Consider the following 21,873-nt stretch of genomic DNA (forward strand, 5'->3'; position numbering starts at 1 on the left):
TATGGTTATCAGGTGTGGCGATTGATTGGGATGCTTTTTATCAAGATGAAAGGCGTTATCGAGTGCCTTTACCGACATATCCTTTTGAACGTCAACGCTTTTGGATTGAGCCTAGTTCTGCTTCTGCTCAGGTTTTGCAAAGTCAAGCGATCGCAACCTTAACTAGCAAAAAATCTGATATTGCCGATTGGTTCTATGTTCCTTGTTGGAAGCAAACTATACCGCACCTAGCGCTCGCAAAGTCACCAGAGGAAATTAAATCAGATTGTTGGTTGGTATTTACCGATACATTGGGCTTAGGAAAGAGCCTTGTGGAGAAGTTGAAACAACAAAATCATCGAATTATTACGGTTGAGATTGGCGATCGCTTTAACAAGCTTGATGAAGATCACTATGTTATTGACTTGTACCAAAATGATACTTATGTTGATTTGATCGCCTCACTAAAAGATAGTAACAACCTTCCACAGAAAATTTTACACTTGTGGAGCTTGAGCCTTGACAGCAAGGAACTTTCTGGCGAGGAGTTTAGACAAGCTCAGTCCTATGGCTTTTATAGCTTAATATTCTTGGCACAGGCATTTGACAAACAACAGATTATTGAGCATATCCAAATCACAGTTATCTCTAACAATCTCCAACTAGTGACAGGAGAAGAAACATTATGTCCTGAAAAAGCAACCTTACTTGCAGCCTGCAAAGTGATTTCCCAAGAATACCCGCATCTAAGCTGTCAAAGCATTGACGTGGTACGTCCTATTGATGGCTTACCATCAGAGCGATTAGTTGAGCAATATCTAACTGAAATCACCACCCAAAGTAACGATCCTGCGATCGCTTATCGAGGGAATCATCGTTGGAGCCAATCGTTTGAAGCAATCAGATTAGAGCCTACCCCAAAACAAATCCCATTGCGACAACGGGGAGTTTATCTGATTACAGGTGGACTAGGTAAAATTGGTCTGACCCTAGCTGAATATCTAGCGCGATCGCATCAAGTGAAACTAATTCTCATTGGACGTTCGGGACTACCACCCAGAGATGTTTGGCAGCAATGGTTAGCAACCCATGATATTAACAATCTCACTAGTCAAAAGATTCGGAAAATTGCACAATTGGAATCTATGGGATCTGAGATCTTGATCGTTCGAGCAGATGTCACCAATAAAGAGCAGATGCAAGTCGCGATCGCAGAAAGTGAAATCCAGTTAGGAGCAATTAATGGGGTCATTCATGCCGCAGGCTTTTTAGCACAAGATGCTTTTGACGAAATTGCTAAGCTGAGTCCAGTAGATTGTGAAAAACACTTTCAATCTAAAGTCTATGGGCTTTTGGTTTTAAATGATTTATTAAAAGGGAGAAAGCTTGATTTTGGACTGTTAATGTCATCATTATCGTCAATCCTTGGTGGGCTGGGTTTTGCGGCTTACTCGGCTGCCAACCTCTTTATGGATAGTTTTGCCAACAGTCACCAACATATTCCTTGGAAATGTCTCAATTGGGATACTTGGCAATTTGATCTAGATGCAAATCATTCGTCTTCAAATTCAAGTTTAGTAAAGTTCTCAATGACTGCCGATGAAGGGATAGAAGCTTTTACAAGAATTTTATCAACCGCGATCGCCACTCATATTCCTCAAATGATAATCTCAACTGCCGACCTCCAAACAAGGCTGAAACAGTGGACACATAACCCACTGGAAACAAATATTTCACAACAAAATTCTGTTAAGAAGGTACAAACAACTCGTTACACTAGACCCAATTTATCCAATACTTATATCGCACCTAGAGACGATCTTGAAAAAACAATTTGCTCAATCTGGCAAGAGCTTTTTAGCTTAGATCGGGTAGGAATTGATGATAATTTTTTCCATCTTGGTGGCGATTCATTTCTGATTGTCCAAGCCCGTAGTAAGCTACAATCTGTTTTAAATCAGCCTATTTCCAACGTAGATTTATTTGAGTATTCTACTATCGGCTCCTTGGCAGAGTATATTAGGCAAGAGAGAAAAGACCAAACGGTTGCACCAAAAATTGAAGATCGAGTGAGCAAACAGCGAGCAGCGATGGAAGAGAGAGCCAGTGAATTAATTAATCGGAGACAACAAGATCGTGAAGAATAATCAATATAATCAATCGATTAACAGTTCTTTTAATAATTCTCTCAAGGGAGTCGCCATTATTGGCATGGCGGGACAATTTCCTAAAGCTGCTGATATTTCGACATTTTGGCAGAACCTTTGTAATGGAGTCGAAGCGATCACCTCATTTACCGATGAAGAACTAATAGCCGCAGGCATCAGTTTGGATGTATTAAAGCATCCTAATTATGTCAAGTCAGGTTCAGTGCTATCAGAGATTGATCGCTTTGACGCGAAGTTCTTTGGGTACAGCCCTAGAGAAGCAGAAATGATGGATCCTCAGCATCGAATTCTATTAGAGAATGCATGGCAAGCTCTAGAAAATGCGGGCTATAACTCTAAAACTACTAAAGCAAGAATTGGCGTTTATGTTGGTTCTAGTATCAGTAATTATTTATTACATAATTTGATCTCTAACCCTCAGCTAATAGAAGAAGCTGGTTGGTCAACTACAATCGGGAATAGTCGAGATTTTGTCTCTACGAGAATTTCCTATCAACTAAATTTGCATGGTCCAAGTCTGAGTATCAACACCGCTTGCTCTACTTCTCTTGTCACCGTACATTTGGCTTGTCAAGGATTACTAAATTATCAGTGTGATATGGCTCTAGGAGGAGGTATTACTCTGCGTATTCCTCAACAGGTAGGGTACTTTTATCAAGAAGGTGAAATGACATCGCCAGATGGACATTGTCGTCCTTTTGATGTGAAGGCACAAGGCACAGTTTTTGGTAGTGCAGTGGGTTTGGTAGTATTAAAGCGATTGGAGGATGCTGTAGCTGATGGCGATCATATTTATGCAGTCATCAAAGGCTCAGCAATTAATAATGACGGTTCGCAAAAAGTGGGCTACACAGCTCCGAGTGTCACAGGTCAAGCGGAAGTAATTTTAGAAGCTCAAGCTCTCGCAGGACTTGATCCAGAAACAATTTCCTATGTAGAAGCCCACGGAACAGGTACTGTTTTAGGCGACCCGATTGAAATAAGGGCGCTAACTCAAGCGTTTCGGGCTAAGACAGCCAAAACGGGTTTCTGTGCGATCAGCTCATTAAAGTCTAACATCGGTCATGTGGATGCGGCTTCAGGTGTAGCGGGGCTGATCAAGACAGTTCTGTCCTTAAAACATAAGCAGATTCCACCCACATTACACTTTGAGAATCCGAATCCTGACATCGACTTTGCCAATAGTCCGTTTTATGTCAATACAGTTTTGAAAGATTGGGAATGGCATAGTACACCTCGTCGGGCGGGTGTGAGTGCCTTTGGTCTGGGCGGGACAAATGCCCATGTAGTTTTAGAAGAAGCGCCAGAACTAGAAGCATCCTCAGCTTCGCGCCCCTATCAACTATTGCTACTATCCGCCAAGACAGATACAGCCCTAGAAACTGCGACTAAAAATCTCGCTACTCATCTCAAAGAGCATCCAGAGATATCGTTAGCAGATGTAGCCTATACCCTACAAATTGGTCGTCAAGCATTTGACCATCGGCGAATACTAGTCTGCAATAGCCACACTAATGCAATATCAATATTAGAAAATCCCGATCTGCTCCACTCCCAACATCAAGAATTTCAAAACCGAGGGATAAATTTCCTATTTACAGGACAAGGATCGCAATATGTGAAGATGGGAGAAGGACTCTATCAGCAAGAATCTATTTTTCGCTCACAGATTGATCGCTGTAGTCAAATCTTGCAACCTGTGATCGGACTCGACCTCAGAGATGTCTTGTATCCTTCAGAAAGCCAAATCGACGATATGGCTGTAAAACTGCAAGAAACAGCGATCGCCCAACCAGCAATCTTTGCCATAGAGTATGCACTAGCACAACAGTGGATAGCATGGGGAATCAAACCCAAAGCAATGATTGGGCATAGTCTGGGTGAGTACGTAGCCGCCTGTATTGCAGGAGTCTTTTCATTAGAGGATGCACTCAGGCTGGTGGCGATTAGAGGCAAACTAATGCAAGCCTTACCAAAAGGAAAAATGCTATCTATATCTCTACCCGAAGCAGAAATCAAGCCTTTCTTAAACAAAGACATATCTCTAGCCGCAATAAACGCCACTAATCTAGTAGTTGTTTCGGGAACTATAGAAGCGATCGCACGATTAGAGCAGCAACTACAGGAACTTAGTATTGAATATCGTCAGTTACATACCTCCCATGCCTTTCATTCAGCGATGATGGAGCCAATGTTAGATGACTTCAGGAATGAGATCGAAAAAATTAAATTGAGCATTCCGAAGATCCCTTATATTTCCAATGTCTCGGGGACTTGGATTACTGAAGCTCAAACGACTGACCCAGAATACTGGTTAGAGCATATTCGTCAAACAGTGAGATTTGCAGACGGATTGGGGACTCTGCTACAGGATCAGGATTCTGTGCTATTAGAAGTAGGAGCAGGGAAGACCTTAAGTACATTAGCAATGCGTCACTCTGCGAGAAATCCACAGCAAATTGTCCTGACATCGTTACGGCATCCACAGGAGCAGAGAGCGGATCTGGAGGTATTGCTGAGGACTCTGGGGCAATTATGGTTATCAGGTGTGGCGATTGATTGGGATGCTTTTTATCAAGATGAAAGGCGTTATCGAGTGCCTTTACCGACATATCCTTTTGAACGTCAACGCTTTTGGATTGAGCCTCCAAAGTCACCTTCTCAAGATGTGATTAGTCAACCAGTAAAACCATTGATTAAGAAGAATTTAGATGTTTCTGATTGGATTTACAGCCCTGCTTGGAAATCAACGATTATTCCTGAACTTAAAGAAGTATTACCATCACTTTATCTTGTGTTTATAGATGAAGTCGGATTAGGGGATAAATTTATTCAAAAGCTAGAGGCTTCACAACATCAAGTAATTACCGTAAAAATTGGCTCTAACTTTGCAAGATTAGCTGATCGCCGTTACATGATCGATCCTAGTCAAGCTAAGGACTACGAATCGCTGATCGAGGCATTGCGGCAACTTAATCAATTACCTGATCAAATTGTGCATTTATGGAATGTCACTGCACAGATCTCTAGCGAAGGAGAAGAAGCGATCGCTACAGCCCAAACCATTGGACTATATAGCTTACTTTTCTTAACTCAGGCGATCGTTAAGTATGCGATTTCCAGCAAATTAAAGCTAACGGTGATTTCTAATAATATGCAGTCGGTAACGGGGCAAGAAACGATTCAACCTGAAAAAGCATCTTTATTGGGGGCTTGTAAAGTAATTCCCCAAGAATATGCCAATATTCGCTGTCAGAGCATTGATATTGCTTTAGCAGATGTTATAGATGTCAATAGTTGGCAAACTCAGAAATTGATTGATAATATCTATGCCGATCTTACTGGCAATATCAGCGAACCAGTAGTCGTATACCGAGCAAATCGCCGATGGATTCAAACCTATGAGCCAGTCAAATTAGAGAAGTCACAATCTAATTCGTCACGATTGAAGAAGGGTGGCTTGTACCTGATTACTGGTGGTTTAGGAAGCATTGGCTTAATACTTGCCGAGCATCTAGCACTCACTTGTCAGGCAAAATTATTATTAGTTGGGCGATCGCCTTTTCCTGCAAAATCTGAATGGCAGCAATGGCTAGCCACCCATAGCCCCGAAGATCCAATTAGTCAGAAAATTCAAAAATTGCAAACCATTACGAATCTTGGTTCTGAAGTATTTATTGCTAGAGCCGACGTTGCTAATCTCGATCAGATGTTAGCTATCTTTGCGGAAGTTAACCAGAAATGGGGCGCAATTAATGGTGTGATCCATGCGGCTGGGGTTCTTACTGAACAAGCATTTCAAGAAATTAGGTTGCTTGATCGCCTAAACTGTGAGCAACAGTTACGCCCCAAGGTTGATGGGCTATTGGTTTTAGAGCAAATCTTGCGATCGCAAAATATCGATTTTTGCTTGCTGTTCTCTTCCTTATCTGCGGTGTTAGGCGGACTAGGATATTTCGCCTATGCCGCCGCAAATCTATTTATGGATGCCTTTACTCAGCAACAGCAGCAGACAAATCCTACTCCTTGGATCGCGATTAACTGGGATAGTTGGCAGTTTCAAGAATTAAGTGATTTGTCCAATGCTAATAACCAAGATTTGGGAATATCACCTAAGCAAGGAATGGAGGTATTCCAACTCATTCTCGAACAAGATTCTCTCAATCAAGTAGTTGTCTCAACAGGGAATCTCCATCAAAGGCTCAATCAATGGATTTATGAGAATAAACTCGAACAACTTGATCGTAAACAACCAGCAATGCAGGAAAAAGCAAATTCTGCTTTTTCAGTTCATTCCCGACCTAATTTGTCTAATTCCTATGTTGCTCCTCAAAATGAGATTGAACAACGCCTTGCAAATATTTGGCAAGATTTTCTCGGAATTAGCCAAATTGGCATTTATGATAATTTCTTTGAATTAGGAGGAGATTCTTTACTGATTACGAGAATTATCTCGCGATTGCGAGAAGTATTTCAACTAGAGTTAAGCCATCGCGATCTATTTGAAAATCCAACCTTATCGGGGTTAGGACAAATTATTGAGTCAGCAAATGAGTTAGCAAAATTGCAGAGTATGGAACCTAAGCTTGCTAACTCAGAAACAGCAAAATTAATAGAAGGTGAGCTATGAGTTTGATTCAGGATTGGATAAATGATCTTAGAGATCGCGGGGTCAAACTATGGGTACAAGGCGATCGCCTTCGCTATAGCGGCTCCGAGGATGTCTTAACCCCACAGTTATTGGCGGAATTGTCTAAGCACAAAGCCGAAATTATTGCCACGCTCAATCAAAACTTAGCCATCAGCGATCGCGGCAAATTATCGACGATTCAACCAGTTTCCCGTGATCAAAATCTACCTCTATCATTTTCTCAACAGCGCCTATGGTTTCTCAATGAGTTAGAGGGAGGAGAAAGCGCAACCTATAACTGGCCAGCCCCAGCGATCGCCTTAACAGGTAAATTAGATCCGCAAGTTTTAGTGAAAACGATCTCTGAAATTGTGCGTCGTCATGAGGTTCTCAGGACAACCTTTACGAATATCAATGGTGATATTGTCCAAAAAATTCAGCCACCCCTAATCCTTAATATCCCCATTATTGATTTGCAGGCTGAGCCTGAAACTAAACAAGCGATCGCTGTTAAAGAGTTAGCCGCCGCCGAACGCGCCAAGCCCTTCGATCTCCAACAGGGACCAATTTTTCGTTGCCAGTTAGTACGCTTAAGCGAAACTTCCCATGTCCTAGTTTTAGCAGTCCACCACATTGCTGCTGATGGCTGGTTTATGGGCATCTTTTTAAAAGAATTTGCTAGTATTTACACAGCCTTTTCCCAAGGTAAACAGTCTCCCTTACCTGAGTTGCCAATCCAATATGCTGACTTTGCGGCATGGCAGCGCAATTGGTTGCAAGGCGAGGTTCTCGAACGCCATCTCAAGTACTGGCGACAACAGCTAGCCCATATTCCGCCCCTGCTAGAATTGCCAACTGATCGCCCACGTCCACCGATCCAAACTTTCCAAGGTAGTAAGGTTTCATTTCAGCTTAGCCTTAGTCTTACGCAGCAACTCAAGCGCTTAGGACAGCAAAATGGCGCGACCCTATTCATGACTTTATATGCGGCTTTTGCTTTATTACTCTCTCGCTATTGTGGACAGACCGATATCGTTATCGGTTCACCGATCGCCAATCGTGATCGCGCCGAAGTCGAAAATCTGCTGGGATTTTTTGTAAATAATTTAGTCTTGCGGATTCAAATTCAGCAAAATCCTTCTTTTCAAGAACTATTAACTCAAGTTAAAAAAATTGCCCTTGATGCCTACGATCATCAAAGCCTCCCTTTTGAAAAACTAGTTGAGGAGTTACAACCTGAACGCAATCTCAGCTATCATCCTCTATTTCAGGTGATGTTTATTCTCCAAAACTCACCAACGCAATCGTTAGAAGTGCCAGATTTGAGCTTGTCAGGGATCGAGGTCGATAGCCACACCACGCAACTAGATCTAACACTAGAAATGCTTGATTCACCTGATGGTTTAGCAGGAAATTTTGAATACAATACTGACCTATTTGAGCGCTCGAAAATTGATCGCATGGTTGGACATTTCCAAAATTTCTTAGAAGTGATCGCCATTAATCCAGATCAGCAAATATACAACTTGCCCTTACTAACTCAGTTAGAGTCTCAACAAATTCTGATTGATTGGAATGATACAGCCGTTAACTATCCTAAAGATATTTGCTTACATGAACTAGTTGAAGCCCAAGTTGCACAAACTCCTGATGCGATCGCTGTCACCTATGAAGATCAACAGTTAAGCTATCAAGAACTCAATCAAAAAGCCAATCAGCTTGCCCATTACCTGCGGAAGCAAGGTGTTAAACCCGATCAACCCGTGGGCATCTGCATAGAACGTTCCTTAGAAATGGTGATTGGGCTATTAGCAATCCTCAAAGCAGGAGGCGCCTATGTCCCCATCGACCCAACCTATCCCAAAGACCGTTTAGCCTTCATGTTCGCTGACTCTCAGGTGTCAGTGCTACTCACTCAACAGAAATTGTTAGCACAACTCCCCGAACATACAGCTCAGACTCTTTGTCTGGATTCTGAATGGACTTTATTTGCAGATGAAAGCGATCTCAATCTGCCAAGACTGAGCAAAGCTGAGCATCTCTGCTACATCATTTATACCTCTGGCTCAACTGGTAAACCCAAGGGAGCGATGAATAACCATCGAGGTGTTGTCAATCGGCTGCTATGGATGCAGTCAACTTATCAAATTGGCACATCTGACTGCGTACTACAAAAGACTCCTTTTAGCTTTGATGTGTCCGTGTGGGAATTTTTCTGGACGCTAAGTACAGGCGCGAAATTAGTTGTTGCTAAACCTGAAGGACATAAAGATCCTAGCTATTTAAAACAATTAATCATCCAAGCAGGAATTACCACGTTACACTTTGTTCCTTCGATGTTGCAGGTATTTCTAGAAGCGGAAACAGACTTATCAAAATGTTCCAGTCTGAAACGGGTGATCTGTAGTGGAGAAGCATTGCCCATTGATCTGCAACGTCGCTTCTTTGAGCGTTTGGATTGTGAGCTACATAATCTCTATGGTCCCACGGAAGCTGCTATAGATGTTAGTTATTGGCAATGTCAAGCCAGTAGTCATCTAAGTACAGTCCCAATTGGTAAACCTGTTGCCAATACGCAACTATATGTTCTCGATAACTACCTGCAACCAGTGCCGATTGGTGTGGCAGGGGAATTACATATTGGTGGCGTGCAGGTCGGTAGAGGCTATCTCAATCGTCCTGAATTGACTGCGGAGAAATTTATTCACGATCCTTTTAGCTCAGATCCTGATGCGAGGCTATACAAAACTGGCGATCGCGTCCGCTATTTAACAGATGGCTCGATTGAGTATTTAGGGCGGATTGATTTTCAAGTGAAGTTGCGGGGCTTTCGCATTGAATTAGGTGAAATTGAGGCGACCTTAGCTCAATATTCTCCAGTTAATCAGGCAGTGGTAACTGTGGATCACCATCAGTCTAGCGATCGCTTAGTAGCCTATCTTGTCTGTAAATTAGGTTCAAAGGTGTCCATTGCCGATCTGTGCCGTTTTCTCAAAGAGAACTTACCTGAATATATGGTTCCTTCAGCCTTTGTGGTATTAGATAGTTTCCCCCTAACCCAGAGCGGCAAAATAGATCGTCGTGCTTTACCAAAGCCTAATCACTCTCAAGCTCCTCAAGACATTACTAATACTAACTATCCGCAAGATGAATTAGAACTACGCATAGCCCAAATTTGGCAAAGACTGCTAGGCATAAAATTGCTTAGTACCCATGACAATTTCTTCGAGTTAGGTGGACATTCCTTATTGGCAATTCGCCTTAGCGCCCAACTAGAGGAATTGGTAGGTCATCCTGTTCCCATCATGTCTATCTTTCAGTCTCCAACGATCGCCGATCTTGCTAAGCTTTTACGTCAAGGTTGGACTCCTAGTTGGAATCATTTAGTCCCACTGAAGCCAGATGGAACTAATCCCCCGTTCTTTTGTATCCATGAAGGTTTTGGTGAAGTATTTGTATATCGCAATCTAGTCAAACATTTGGATGCCAATCAACCTTTCTATGGACTGCAAGCCCAAGGATTAGACGGAAAACACCCACCACTTAAACGTATTGACCAAATGGCAGCTAATTATTTAACAGAAATTAGAAGTTTACAGCCAACAGGCCCCTACTATTTAGGAGGTTTTTGTGCAGGGGGGATAGTTGCCTATGAAATGGCTCAGCAACTTCATAGGCAAGGACAGGATGTTGCTTTACTAGTACTAATGGATACTGGATTTCAGAATGATATTCTAGTGCCTGCCCAAGAGTTTTGGGAAATGCGTTGGCGCAATTTCTTGAAGATATCATTACTAGAAAAAATCAAGCGTACTGCTCAGAAACCTAAGAAATATTTTGAAACAATTCGAGATATTTTCAAACTTCTCCAATGCCGATTCTATCTAAAAATGAACTGCCAACTGCCTCCTGAGTTGCGTAAATTTTATCTATATCACAATAATATGATGGCTCATTTAGAGGCGATCGATCATTATCGTCCGCAACCTATTTCTTATGCAGTAACCTTAATCAATACCACTGTATTTGATAAAACTCGCCTCAGTGACTACAAACAATTGTGGTCAAAATTAGCACTGAAGGAAATTGACTACCATATTATCGAAGGGGTACATAACTTGGTATTTGAAGAACCAGAAGTCCAGCAAATAGCTTGGAAATTGCAAGCTTGTTTAGACAAATCCCTTAGTGATAACTACAAGGACATTCTCAAAAACAAGCAGGAGTCTAAATAATGTCAGATTCTCAGGCAAGAAAACCCATTAGAAAATTATTTTCATGGCTATTTCTTGCGTTCATTATTATTGCTTGTAGTCAGTTTTTAGTGAATGTTCTTTTAGTTAAATTTTGCGATAAAGTCTTAGTTGGTAGATTTGCATTAGCTAATGCTATTACAATCCCTATATTTGCTTTTACTAGCTTAGATTCAGATACCTTGCAAATCACTGATTCTAAAAGCCAGTATGCGTTTGAAGATTATTTTAATCTAAAGCTAGTAACTTCTAGCTTTGCATTGTTTTTAAGTATTATCATTCCTATTTTTGCAGGCTATTCATGGGATATTCTCGTCATTGTTGGTCTATTAGCATTACTTAGAGCTTTAGAAGCAATTAGTGCCACCCTATATGGGTTGATTCAGAAAAGAGAGGAGATGAAAACTTTAGCTTTTTTAGGGATGGGTAAAAGTATTATTTCGATCAGTTTACTTGGAATAATTCTTTATTTGACAGGTAACTTAGTCTTAGGTCTAATCGGCTTAATCCTATTTCGGACTGTCTATCTGTTTATCTATGAATTACCCTCAAGTCTGAAAACCGCTAATTCTTATGATTTATTAGCAATTAATGGCTTGTCTCCTCAATCTACCCAAATTGATTTGTCTAAGATTTTTGATAAAAAATGGTATTCCCAAAAGTTATTTACGCTTACGAAATTAGCTTTGCCGATGGGAATTGTGACCTTGCTAGTTAGCTTTAACACCAATGTTCCTAGATATCTTATTGAAAAGTATATAGGTGAGGCTTCTCTAGGAGTTTTTGCCAGCATTGCCAGTTTGATGCTGATTGGTGACACAGTTTTAAATCCCCTTGGAGCTTCTACTATTCCGAGAATGTCTCGATACTACGCTGAGGGAAATTTCAAAATATTCTGGCAAATTTTAAGTAAATTAATGGCGATCGCAATAGTCATGGGAGTAGTCATCATGACAACTTGCTGGCTATTTGGTCAACCAATTCTAGAAACTATCTATCGCAAAGAATATGGACAATATACACAACTACTTACTTTACTTATGTTGGCAGGCTCAATTGAAGATATCTCTTCCTTTATTGGACAATCGATTACAGCAACCAGAAGTTTTCAGATTAAAATGGTTATATCTGCGACTGTAGTAACGATATCAGCCTTGCTTGCATTATGGTTAATCCCTAGCCAAGGTCTGAATGGTGCAGCGATCGCTTTATTGATCGCCTCAGCTATAGATTTAGTATTGAATGGCATCGCAATTCTCTACATTGCGAAAAAGCATCATAAAAATAAATTGCGATCAATTTGAAGGTGAAGTATGACTGTCCTCAACCAAAAGCCAAAACAGAAAATTAAAGTCCTTCACGTTGTTGGTCAAATGGGTAATCGCGGTGGCTTAGAAAGCTGGATTATGCAGATGTTACGACATATCGATCGCGATCGCTTTCAAATTGACTTAATGGTTCATGTCACAGATGATTTTCCTTTTTTTGATGCGGAACTAGATAGCTTGGGTGTCAAAATCGTACGCTGTCTCTATCCTCAAAAGCCTTGGCTCTTTGCTAATAATTTTAAACAAGCGCTGCAAGAGCATGGTTCCTATGACATCATCCACAGTCATCTCCATCAGTTTAGTGGATATCTCTTACGCCTCGCCCATCAACAAAAAATTCGCCATCGCATTGTCCAAACCCATAGCGATACATCTCCTCTCGATCGTCAAGCCCCTTGGTATCGCCAGATTTATTTTGGCTTAATGCGATATTGGCTTAACCGATATACAACCTTCGGTGTAGGTGTTAGCCGTAAAGCTCTTAAGGCCCTCTTGGGTAACGAGAATTGGCAAAGCGATCCACGCTGGCAAGTTCTATATTGCGGTATTGACTTAGAGCTATTCCGTCAGCCGCTAGATCGCCTTAGTGTGAGGTCAGAATTTGGCATTCCCATTGATGCTTTTGTAATTGGACATGTAGGGCGCTTTGTTCCTCTCAAAAATCATGAACTGATGCTCAAGATCCTAGTCAAAGTGCTAGAAAAAGAACCAAATACTTACTTGTTATTTGTAGGAGATGGCCCCCTGAGACAAGCGATCGCAACCAAAGCTTTAGAGATGGGAATCGACTCAAACGTTATGTTTGCTGGCTCTCAAGATCAAGTGCCTAGAATCATGCAGGGGGCTATGGACGTTCTCATGTTGCCATCATCCTTTGAGGGTTTGCCCTTGGTAGGTTTAGAAGCTCAAGCAGCAGGTTTACCAGTCATCCTTTCAGATGTTGTGACAGAAGAGGTCGATGAAATCAAAACCCTGATTCAACGGATTAATTTATCTGAGCCGATCGCTATATGGGTAGATGCTGTATTAAATTCTCGCCAGATTAAACAGCAACATACCCAAGCTGATTGCCTCGCAATCTTAGAAAAGAGTCCCTTTAACATTATCCAAAATGTCAAATATTTACAAGATTTATACTTGAAACTGATGGCAATTCCTGCGTGATGATCTTAACTTCTAAAAGATTTTTATGACCCCCATAGATAATATTAAATCACCACCATATAGCCAGATTAAGCCAGTTTTTTTGGCTTGTCAGATGGGAATTATTATTTTTCTATGTATCTTAGCGATATTAGAAAACCAATCATTTTTTGATGCAGAAACTGTAATCTATCCATTCTGCTTTCTATTTACAATCATTGTATTTTGGTGCTTGTTCTCTTGGACTGTTTTAACTAAAAATATATTTAGTCCCTACATTTTATTTTTAATTGCGGCAGCCTTATTTAATGGTGGACATATATTTCTGGAAATACTAGGTATTAATCCTGTAGGTATTCTCAGTAATAAGTTTTCGCCCGCTACGACACTTCATACTATATTTCTGGTTACTCTTAGCATAGTTTCTCTCCATCTGGGAGCATTGCTAAGTAATATAACGGTAAAACAGCAATCTTCTACTTTAGATAGTAACAAATCGACGTTAGAAAAATCATTTTCCAATAAATTACTACTCAGCCAAGACATCCGCAAAGTTGGCTGGATTTTACTAGTGATTTCTTTACCCCCAACATTATTTATCCTAAGAAATGCAATCAGTACTGTTGCTACTTCTGGGTATATAAGCCTTTATGAATCACTGGCATCGGAAGGTGGTGCAGTAACAGTATTGAGCAAATTTATCATACCAAGTGCATTATTCCTACTTGCTGGTAGCCAGCAAAATCGTTTCTCGGCAAGGCTATCAATATGCTTAGTTCTTATCTATTCACTTACGTATAATTTTTTAGGACAGAGAACTAATGGTATTTTACCTTTGGTCAGCCTAGCATGGCTTTGGCATCATTTAATTAAACCCCTTCCTAAAAAAGTTTTCTTGCCACTTACCGCATTTATAGCTTTTGTTGTTTCGCCTTTAATATCTGAGATCAGGGGTGGTATGGGACTAGAAAGATTTTCTTTTACTTCTATAATCGAGAAGTTTACCTCACTAGAAAATCCAATTGCTAGTACCCTATTTGAGTTTGGAAACTCAATGCAAACCATCGCCTATACAATCGAGCTAGTGCCATCTCAAAAAGACTTTAACATGGGGATTGATTATCTCTACGCATTATATACTTTAGTTCCTAATATTGGATTTGGAGGTCTACATCCAGCCGTTGCGCGAGGTGTACCAGCAGTTTGGTTATCTGCTGAAGTCACACCAAGAGAATTCATCCATGGAATTTCTTTAGGGTATTCTTTTATTGCGGAGGCATACTTAAATTTTGGTTGGATTGGCACTCCAATTTTTATGACAATCTTTGGGTTTTACATTGGTAAATTAGTCTTATGGGCAACTCGGTTAGGAGAACCAGCAAAAATGGCATTATTAGCTAGTTTTTTACCATCACTTCTATTCTTCTGTCGTCAAGAATCAACCCAAATTGTTCGCCCTTTTGTACTGTATAGTCTTGCTCCTTATCTAGGTGTTTTACTATTACATCGATCGCGAATAAAGAAATTGAGTTTCTCTACATTAAGTAGCAATATTAAGACAAATGATATTCAAGCATCTATCGATCCATATGTAATGACTAATGTAAATACGCAATCGGATGAATCTATGACACATACTGCTACAAAAATGCCTACTAACCAAATAGATCTAGTTACAGTAAGCAGTGTCAGTTCAGCGAACGAGATAACTAATACAAGAGGGTATAAGCTAGATGAACTTTTGGATGTATTCAATAAACTTAGTGATATTTCTATTCAATACCTCGGTAAAGGCGTAGTCACTAACTACTGGAGATCTAGTCGCCCTGATTCATCTTGGCTAGCCGAATTTGAAATTAATAGAAATGGGTATATATCACACCCAAATCAAAAAGAGCTTGTCTGCAACTCTGAACAAATTCAAGAGATTCAGTCATGGATATTAGCTTATATAGAACGTTGCAAGATAATAATTCGCAACTTGGAACAACTGCTAGAAAGAAACTGTCTTGATAACCGTCAAAAAAAGTTGCTTTTACTTATAAAAGTTTTATGTAATTTAAAGTAGTACATAGGCTAGAGAAATATTAAGACAGAGAAAATCGCACTGGCATTATAAAAATGCAGGAGATAAGTAATATGAGATCCTTTACTTCCAAAACTCGAAGATATATCAAACGTAGGATTTCTATTATCCTTTTAGCTTTAGTTTGCTGCTTTGGATGCTTTTTTTCTGATAATCAAAATGCTCTAATATCTGCCAGCAATATCCCCAATATTATCGAACAACAACCATCAGAAGATGACTGGTCTTTACCTAGTTGGGTTACAAAAACTGCAAATAGTGGATTGTATGCCGAATCTACAGACATCTTCAAGCCTGAAGTGTATACAGTCAGTATGTCTTGGAAAGAAATTAATCCCAAAGAGAATGTATTTGATTGGCGCAGATTGGAAGCTAACTTGGAAGCGGCTCAGAAACGAAACAAGCGAATTTGGTTACGTATTTTTGCATCGGATGTCAAGCATACACCTGAATGGGTAAAGGCTAAGTACCCTGATTTAAAAGCCATGCAGTACAAAAATGAAGGCGGCTTTTATATGGATATGTATGACAATAAAATTAGCCAAGGTAAATTCTATCCAATCTGGCACTATGGGTTTGAAGCAGAATTTAAGAAGTTATTAGCTAGTTTCAAACAACGGCGTTATATTGCGAATCCTGCACTTGCCTTTATGTACGCCCCTGGAGCATGGCGCTGGAATGAGTGGGAAGTTATTTTTGTTGATGAAACGAAAAGATCTGGCGTAAGTGCCGATCAGTTTTGGCAATGGTTTCGTCGTCATATGGATGACTATGCAGATGCGGCTAGTGGCTATACCTATAAACTCGTATTTACTGGGCAGCCGCAGATGGAAAGGTGTGAGAATGATGCTTTATGGGCTTTGAAATTGAATGATCCACCCAAAGGTAAAAATCGGATGGTCGATTATGCGGTTTCTTTGGGGATGAGTGTACGAATTGGCGCTCAAGAATATTTCAATCCCTATTCTAATATCCCTTCTTGGGGTGCTTCGGCTCAAACAATTGGTAATTTGAACTATCAAGTTATCGATGATAATCATCCATTACATCGCGATCGCAATCGGATCATTGGCACTGAAAACGAGTTACTTGGTTATGAGAATATGCTCCCTGGAACGGGTAAGTATTATTTTATGAAGATGGCTACCCTCAAGTCATTACAATTAAGAATGAATTGGATCAATACTACCGATCTCTCCTATTCCCTCGCACCTCAAGTAGTGGAATATGCACGCAAGACGATGGGTAAAACCGTTGAAAATAGCCCAGATGCTTGGGTGGCATTGCGTCAATGGAACGATCCTACCTATTTAGACGATCGCTTGCCAGAATATTCAGATAATTTATCAAAAACTTTAGGATTAAGTCTTGCAGATTATCAACAACTTGATGTTTTTTTCAAAAATGCTAAATTTCCATACCGCAATTGGGAACGTTGGCTCACCCAGCGTGAAGTTGCACCTGATGGGTATACGAAGCCAACTCATCAAGTTTATTCCCAATCACAGTTTGTTAAATGGAACGGATTTAGCTACGAAGCTATTAGAACCGATCATCAAAATCAGAGTGACTATATATATTTCAATGTAGATGATCAATTTTTAAGAAACAAAAGTACTGACATAGAAATCAAGGTGACATATCTAGATGATAACAACGCTACATGGGGCATTGAATATGACGCTTTTGGTAATGTGTATAAAAAGACAGCACAGATAGTTAATCAAAATAGTGGCAAGTGGAAAACAACCACATTTAAAATATCCGATGCTGCTTTTACGAATCGGCAAAATGGCAATATGGACTTTCGGATTTACAATGGAGGTTCCCAAGATCTTACTGTACGCTTTGTCCGTGTAATCAAACTGCAACCTACATAGTTATTTTGGTGGGCGCGGAAGCGCCCACAATTTTTTTGTCTTATTCTAATATTCAGTCAAATTTATGAGTGATTTAAGGGTTCTTCATCTTATCCATGGACTAAACAGAGGGGGGATAGAAACTTGGCTAATTTCTATGCTCCGAGAAATCTCTAGGGATATTTGTGCGATGGACTTTTGTTGTAAAGGTTCTGACGTAGGAGTGTTGTCAGATATAGCAGAACAACTAGGTGCAAAAGTATTCCATTGTCCTCTAGGGTTTAATCACCCCAAGTTTGGAAGACAATTCAAAGATATCTTATCTACACAAAAATATACGATTTTGCATAATCATGTCGAAGTCTATAGTGGGTTTCCTGTATGGGTCGCGCAGGGTTTGGGTATCCCTGTGATCAGTATGTTTCACAATACTCACTTTCCTGCTCAAGATCACTTAACAAAGTTACCAGTTTTACGGCAATTGAGATCGCTATATGGCGCTGTCAGTATTCGATATGCCCTTCAGCATTCTGAATTTATTACAGCATCTTCTCAAGCAATTTTAGATAGTCTAGCAATCCCCAAATATCAGTTAGAGCGAAGCCGTGTTTGGTATAGTGGAGTTACGATTGCTGATCTCAAAGGATCTACAGACAAGATTGCCTTTCGCCAATCCTTTGGCTGGGAAGACGATACACCAATAGTTTTACATGTGGGACGGTTTGCAGAACAAAAGAATCATCTTGGGTTGTTAAAAATATTTGAGAAAGTGCGTCAGCAAATCCCCTCAGCTAAATTATTGATGGTAGGTGTCGGCCCCTTAAAAACACAAATTGAGGCGATCGCTACTAATCAAGGACTGACAGACTCGGTTAGATTTCTAGGTGGTCGTGATGATGTTCCATTAATCATGAGTCTTTGTGATGTATTTCTATTTCCATCATTACATGAAGGATTTGGACTAGTTGCGATCGAAGCTAGTGCAGCGGGACTGCCTGTAGTCGGAAGTAAAATTGCTGGAATATTAGAAGCTGTATGTGACAGGAAGACAGGGCTTTTACATGAAGTGAACGATCTTGAAGGTATGGCACAATCGGTTGTTCTACTTTTAAAAGATCCTAACTATGCTAAGAGTCTTGCTAGTACTGGGCGTGAGCGCGTAATTCAAAACTTTTCAATTCCCACTAGTGCTAATCGTTTACTAGAGATGTATCAGGAAGTTCTTAGGAAATCTCCAACAAGTTAAGTTAGAAATTCAGTCAATATGCCTAGTTCTATGAGTCTATTTAATGTTATCTTCAGAGGTTACGACAATATGCTTAGTCTAATACTTAGTGATTCTAAATATACTTTACCTAAGCTTTTCCACTGGTAATCCGAAATGCCTAGCAATTTACTACTTATTCTCTCTCTCGGCAGCTTTCTCATTAGTTGGATTACGGTTTACCTAATCAAGCAAGGCTTTAGAGAAAATCTACTAGATATTCCTAATGATCGCAGTTCCCATACACAACCTACCCCTAGAGGTGGAGGGCTGGGTTTTATCATTGCCTTTGCTATCACCAGTGGAATTAGTGTTTTTCTGTTTAGCGACTCTCTGCCACTTTATCCACTTTGGATAACCTTAATCCCTCTGGCGATTATCGGCATTATTGACGATCGCCAAGGAGTTCCATCGAGCATTCGCTACTTAGTCCAGTTAGTAGTTGCAGGCATTACGACCTTCTATGTGGGTGTTTTCCCTCAACCTTGGTTACTGCAATTGGGCATATTCGGTCAAATTATCGCGATCGCGATCACTCTGATCGGCATGACTGCAATTATTAATTTTTACAATTTCATGGATGGACTAGATGGATTAGTTGCTAGCTGTACTGCGATCCAACTTGGTTTTCAAGCTATTTATCTAAACCAGCCGATTTTATGGCTTTTAGTTGCAGCTTTGTTTGGATTCTTAATTTGGAATTGGTCTCCTGCAAAAATCTTTATGGGAGATGTAGGTAGTACTTCCCTTGGAGCGATCGTTGCTTTTTCTTTACTGAGTAGTCATCAAGATGCTAGTGAAACTTGGTCAGCGTTAGTGATCACATTCCCCATATTAGGGGATGCGTTATACACTCTATTTCGCCGCTTGCTCAACCACGAAAATATCTTTCAAGCCCATCGCAGTCACATCTATCAACGCTTACAACAATCTGGAATGTCTCACGGACAAGTTGCGAGTATTTACGTTTTGCTAAATCTTTCAATTGCGATCAGTATTATTAATGTAGGAACTATAGGAGGTTGGTACGGTTTCTTCAGTGTTATTGCATTGATCATTTTAGGCGAGTTTTATCTTAGCCTTCGACTTAGAAGTCAAGTATAGTTTTCTATAGACAGTTACAATTAATCATTATTTAAATCTTAACTATTGCTATGAAAGTTCTCTTGATTATTACGAGATCCGATACCGTTGGTGGCGCTCAAGTTCATGTCAAAGATTTGGCTTTTTTTCTACAAAATCACGGACATGAGGTTCTTGTTATAACTGGAGAAAAAGGTCCTTTTAATGACTTTTTAAATAGTTTTTCTATTAACTCCACTGCTTGCGAATATTTTAAACAATCCATTAATCCATGGTTAGATTGGCAAACTCTTTGGTTTATTGTAGAAACTATTCGTCAATTACAACCTGACATTGTAGCAACCCACTCTAGTAAAGCAGGAATTTTGGGTAGATTGGCAGCGAAAATAACTAATATACCCTGTGTATTTACTGCTCATGGATGGGCATTTACCGATGGAATACCTGAGCCTAATCGCAGTGTTTATGAGGTGATCGAAAAATGGGTTGAGCCAATAACTGATAAAGTTATTTGTGTTTCTGAAAATGATCGTCAGATTGCATTAAAAGCAGGAATGTCTGCTGATAAATTAGTAATGATTCACTATGGAATTGAAGATGTTCCTCATCATTTAAGATCTAGCCATCAATCAAATGACACGGTACGCATTTTAATGGTTGCTAGGTTTGATGCACAGAAAGATTATGCAACCTTAATTAAAGCTTTTAAATCCATTGAAAATGCTCAGCTAGAATTACTTGGAAGTGGGCCAAAGCTAGAAGAAATCAAAACTATGGTCAGCCAAATGAATATGACCGATCGCGTGAATTTTCGAGGTTTTTGTAGCAATGTGTCCGAGATGCTGCCCCAAGGTGATATTTTTACGCTGATTACTAACTGGGAAGGATTTCCCTACGCTATTATTGAAGCAATGCGAGCGGAAATGCCGATTATCGCTTCTCAAGTTGGAGGGGTTGCCGAGTCAGTAATTGATGGAATAACAGGCTACTGTGTACCTCGTGGTGATGTTGAGACCTTAAGAAATCGCCTTGAAAAATTAGTTAATGATGCTCAACTTCGGCGCGAAATGGGCATCCAAGGACGACAAAAATATGAGGCGGAGTTAACTTTAGAGCAGATGTGTACCAAAACACTGAATATTTATCAAGACGTTATTCATAGAAGACAACTTAAGGCTAAGTAGTTTATGACCACTTTAATCACTGGAGCTACGGGACTAACAGGGACATTATTTCTTAAGAGGTTAGCTGAAATCAAACCAAATACCGAGGTTTCTTGCTTAGTTAGAGAAACTAGCAATCGCAGTAAAATTGATCATCTTAATTTAAAGATTAATTACTATATTGGCGATAGTAAAACTGCTGAAACTTGGGATCGGATTTTTGCTCAAAGCAATTTTGAAATAATTATTCATATTGTGCAACTGAATCAAGTCCCTGTACTAATTAATAGCCTCAAAAAAGCACAGCAAACTCCCCATTTGATTATTATTGGTACAACGGGAATTTATTCAAAATACAATCGATATTCCCAAGAATATAAAGATGCTGAGAAAGAACTGTTGACATATTCAGGAACCTATTGTCTACTTCGTCCTACGATGATTTATGGTTCTCCACAGGATCAAAATTTACATAAGTTAGTTAAATTTTGCGATCGCTATAAATTCTTTCCTGTTTTTGGCTCAGGAAATACCCTTTTACAGCCAATTCATGCAGATGATATCGCTCAAACTCTGGTGAAAGCATGGCAGTTTCCCAATATTCAAGGTGCTTACGATCTTTCTGGTGCTAGTATTGTTAACTTTAGAGAACTTTTAACTATAGTTAGCAAATTATTAGCTAAACCTGTTTATCATCTCTACTTTCCTCTGAATATTGGCATTACCATAGCAACTCTTTTAGAAAGTATTTTGGGAGATAAATCGCCAGTAAGACGTGAGCAAATTCTAAGATTACAAGAAGATAAGGCTTATTCCCATGAGTCAGCTAAAAACGATTTGGATTTTGAGCCACGCACCTTAGAAGTTGGCTTGCAACAAGAAATAGAGTTAATGCGTAACCAAGGAATTATTTAAAG

The 21,873-nt window shown here is 39.9% G+C and carries 11 protein-coding genes; all 11 read left to right on the forward strand.

What is annotated here, in order from left to right; all coding sequences use genetic code 11:
- The coding region (locus tag B9G53_RS18850; RefSeq protein ID WP_141211825.1) for an SDR family NAD(P)-dependent oxidoreductase at nucleotides 1–2,126 on the forward strand (2,126 nt) is incomplete at its 5' end.
- The gene (locus B9G53_RS18855; protein ID WP_254923730.1) at nucleotides 2,116–6,777 is read left to right on the forward strand and encodes a type I polyketide synthase; all 4,662 of its coding nucleotides are present in this window, start codon (nucleotides 2,116–2,118) and stop codon (nucleotides 6,775–6,777) included. The genes B9G53_RS18850 and B9G53_RS18855, both read left to right, overlap by 11 nt.
- Nucleotides 6,774–11,012 (forward strand): non-ribosomal peptide synthetase, encoded by a 4,239-nt coding sequence (locus B9G53_RS18860; RefSeq protein ID WP_094535016.1) that lies wholly within the window; start codon nucleotides 6,774–6,776, stop codon nucleotides 11,010–11,012. Before B9G53_RS18855 ends, B9G53_RS18860 begins: the two co-directional genes overlap by 4 nt.
- Nucleotides 11,012–12,334 carry a lipopolysaccharide biosynthesis protein gene (locus tag B9G53_RS18865; protein ID WP_094535017.1) on the forward strand — a complete coding sequence of 441 codons (1,323 nt, stop codon included), beginning with the start codon at nucleotides 11,012–11,014 and terminating at the stop codon, nucleotides 12,332–12,334. Before B9G53_RS18860 ends, B9G53_RS18865 begins: the two co-directional genes overlap by 1 nt.
- 9 nt (nucleotides 12,335–12,343) lie before the next feature.
- Entirely contained in the window at nucleotides 12,344–13,522 is a 1,179-nt protein-coding gene (locus B9G53_RS18870) for a glycosyltransferase (RefSeq protein WP_094535018.1), read from the forward strand.
- A gap of 25 nt (nucleotides 13,523–13,547) precedes the next feature.
- Nucleotides 13,548–15,569 (forward strand): O-antigen polysaccharide polymerase Wzy family protein, encoded by a 2,022-nt coding sequence (locus B9G53_RS18875; protein WP_094535019.1) that lies wholly within the window; start codon nucleotides 13,548–13,550, stop codon nucleotides 15,567–15,569.
- A 71-nt stretch (nucleotides 15,570–15,640) separates the two neighbouring features.
- Complete coding sequence (locus tag B9G53_RS18880) at nucleotides 15,641–17,467, forward strand: beta-galactosidase (protein WP_094535020.1); 1,827 nt, start codon at nucleotides 15,641–15,643, stop codon at nucleotides 17,465–17,467.
- A 64-nt stretch (nucleotides 17,468–17,531) separates the two neighbouring features.
- Nucleotides 17,532–18,692, forward strand: a complete 1,161-nt coding sequence (locus B9G53_RS18885) for a glycosyltransferase (protein WP_094535021.1) — start codon at nucleotides 17,532–17,534, stop codon at nucleotides 18,690–18,692.
- Nucleotides 18,693–18,827: 135 nt separating this feature from the next.
- The gene (locus tag B9G53_RS18890; protein WP_094535022.1) at nucleotides 18,828–19,814 is read left to right on the forward strand and encodes a glycosyltransferase family 4 protein; all 987 of its coding nucleotides are present in this window, start codon (nucleotides 18,828–18,830) and stop codon (nucleotides 19,812–19,814) included.
- A gap of 50 nt (nucleotides 19,815–19,864) precedes the next feature.
- Nucleotides 19,865–20,977 (forward strand): glycosyltransferase family 4 protein, encoded by a 1,113-nt coding sequence (locus tag B9G53_RS18895; protein ID WP_094535023.1) that lies wholly within the window; start codon nucleotides 19,865–19,867, stop codon nucleotides 20,975–20,977.
- 3 nt (nucleotides 20,978–20,980) lie between these two features.
- Nucleotides 20,981–21,871, forward strand: a complete 891-nt coding sequence (locus B9G53_RS18900) for an NAD(P)-dependent oxidoreductase (protein ID WP_094535024.1) — start codon at nucleotides 20,981–20,983, stop codon at nucleotides 21,869–21,871.
- Nucleotides 21,872–21,873 lie beyond the last annotated feature (2 nt).

Origin of the sequence: Pseudanabaena sp. SR411 (assembly GCF_002251945.1) — a bacterium.
Taxonomy (GTDB): domain Bacteria; phylum Cyanobacteriota; class Cyanobacteriia; order Pseudanabaenales; family Pseudanabaenaceae; genus Pseudanabaena.

Coding starts and splice junctions, on each gene's coding strand:
- B9G53_RS18860 (WP_094535016.1), top strand. CDS start 6,774: ATGAGTTTGATTCAGGATTGGATAAATGATCTTAGAGATCGCGGGGTC.
- B9G53_RS18865 (WP_094535017.1), top strand. CDS start 11,012: ATGTCAGATTCTCAGGCAAGAAAACCCATTAGAAAATTATTTTCATGG.
- B9G53_RS18870 (WP_094535018.1), top strand. CDS start 12,344: ATGACTGTCCTCAACCAAAAGCCAAAACAGAAAATTAAAGTCCTTCAC.
- B9G53_RS18875 (WP_094535019.1), top strand. CDS start 13,548: ATGACCCCCATAGATAATATTAAATCACCACCATATAGCCAGATTAAG.
- B9G53_RS18880 (WP_094535020.1), top strand. CDS start 15,641: ATGAGATCCTTTACTTCCAAAACTCGAAGATATATCAAACGTAGGATT.
- B9G53_RS18885 (WP_094535021.1), top strand. CDS start 17,532: ATGAGTGATTTAAGGGTTCTTCATCTTATCCATGGACTAAACAGAGGG.
- B9G53_RS18890 (WP_094535022.1), top strand. CDS start 18,828: ATGCCTAGCAATTTACTACTTATTCTCTCTCTCGGCAGCTTTCTCATT.
- B9G53_RS18895 (WP_094535023.1), top strand. CDS start 19,865: ATGAAAGTTCTCTTGATTATTACGAGATCCGATACCGTTGGTGGCGCT.
- B9G53_RS18900 (WP_094535024.1), top strand. CDS start 20,981: ATGACCACTTTAATCACTGGAGCTACGGGACTAACAGGGACATTATTT.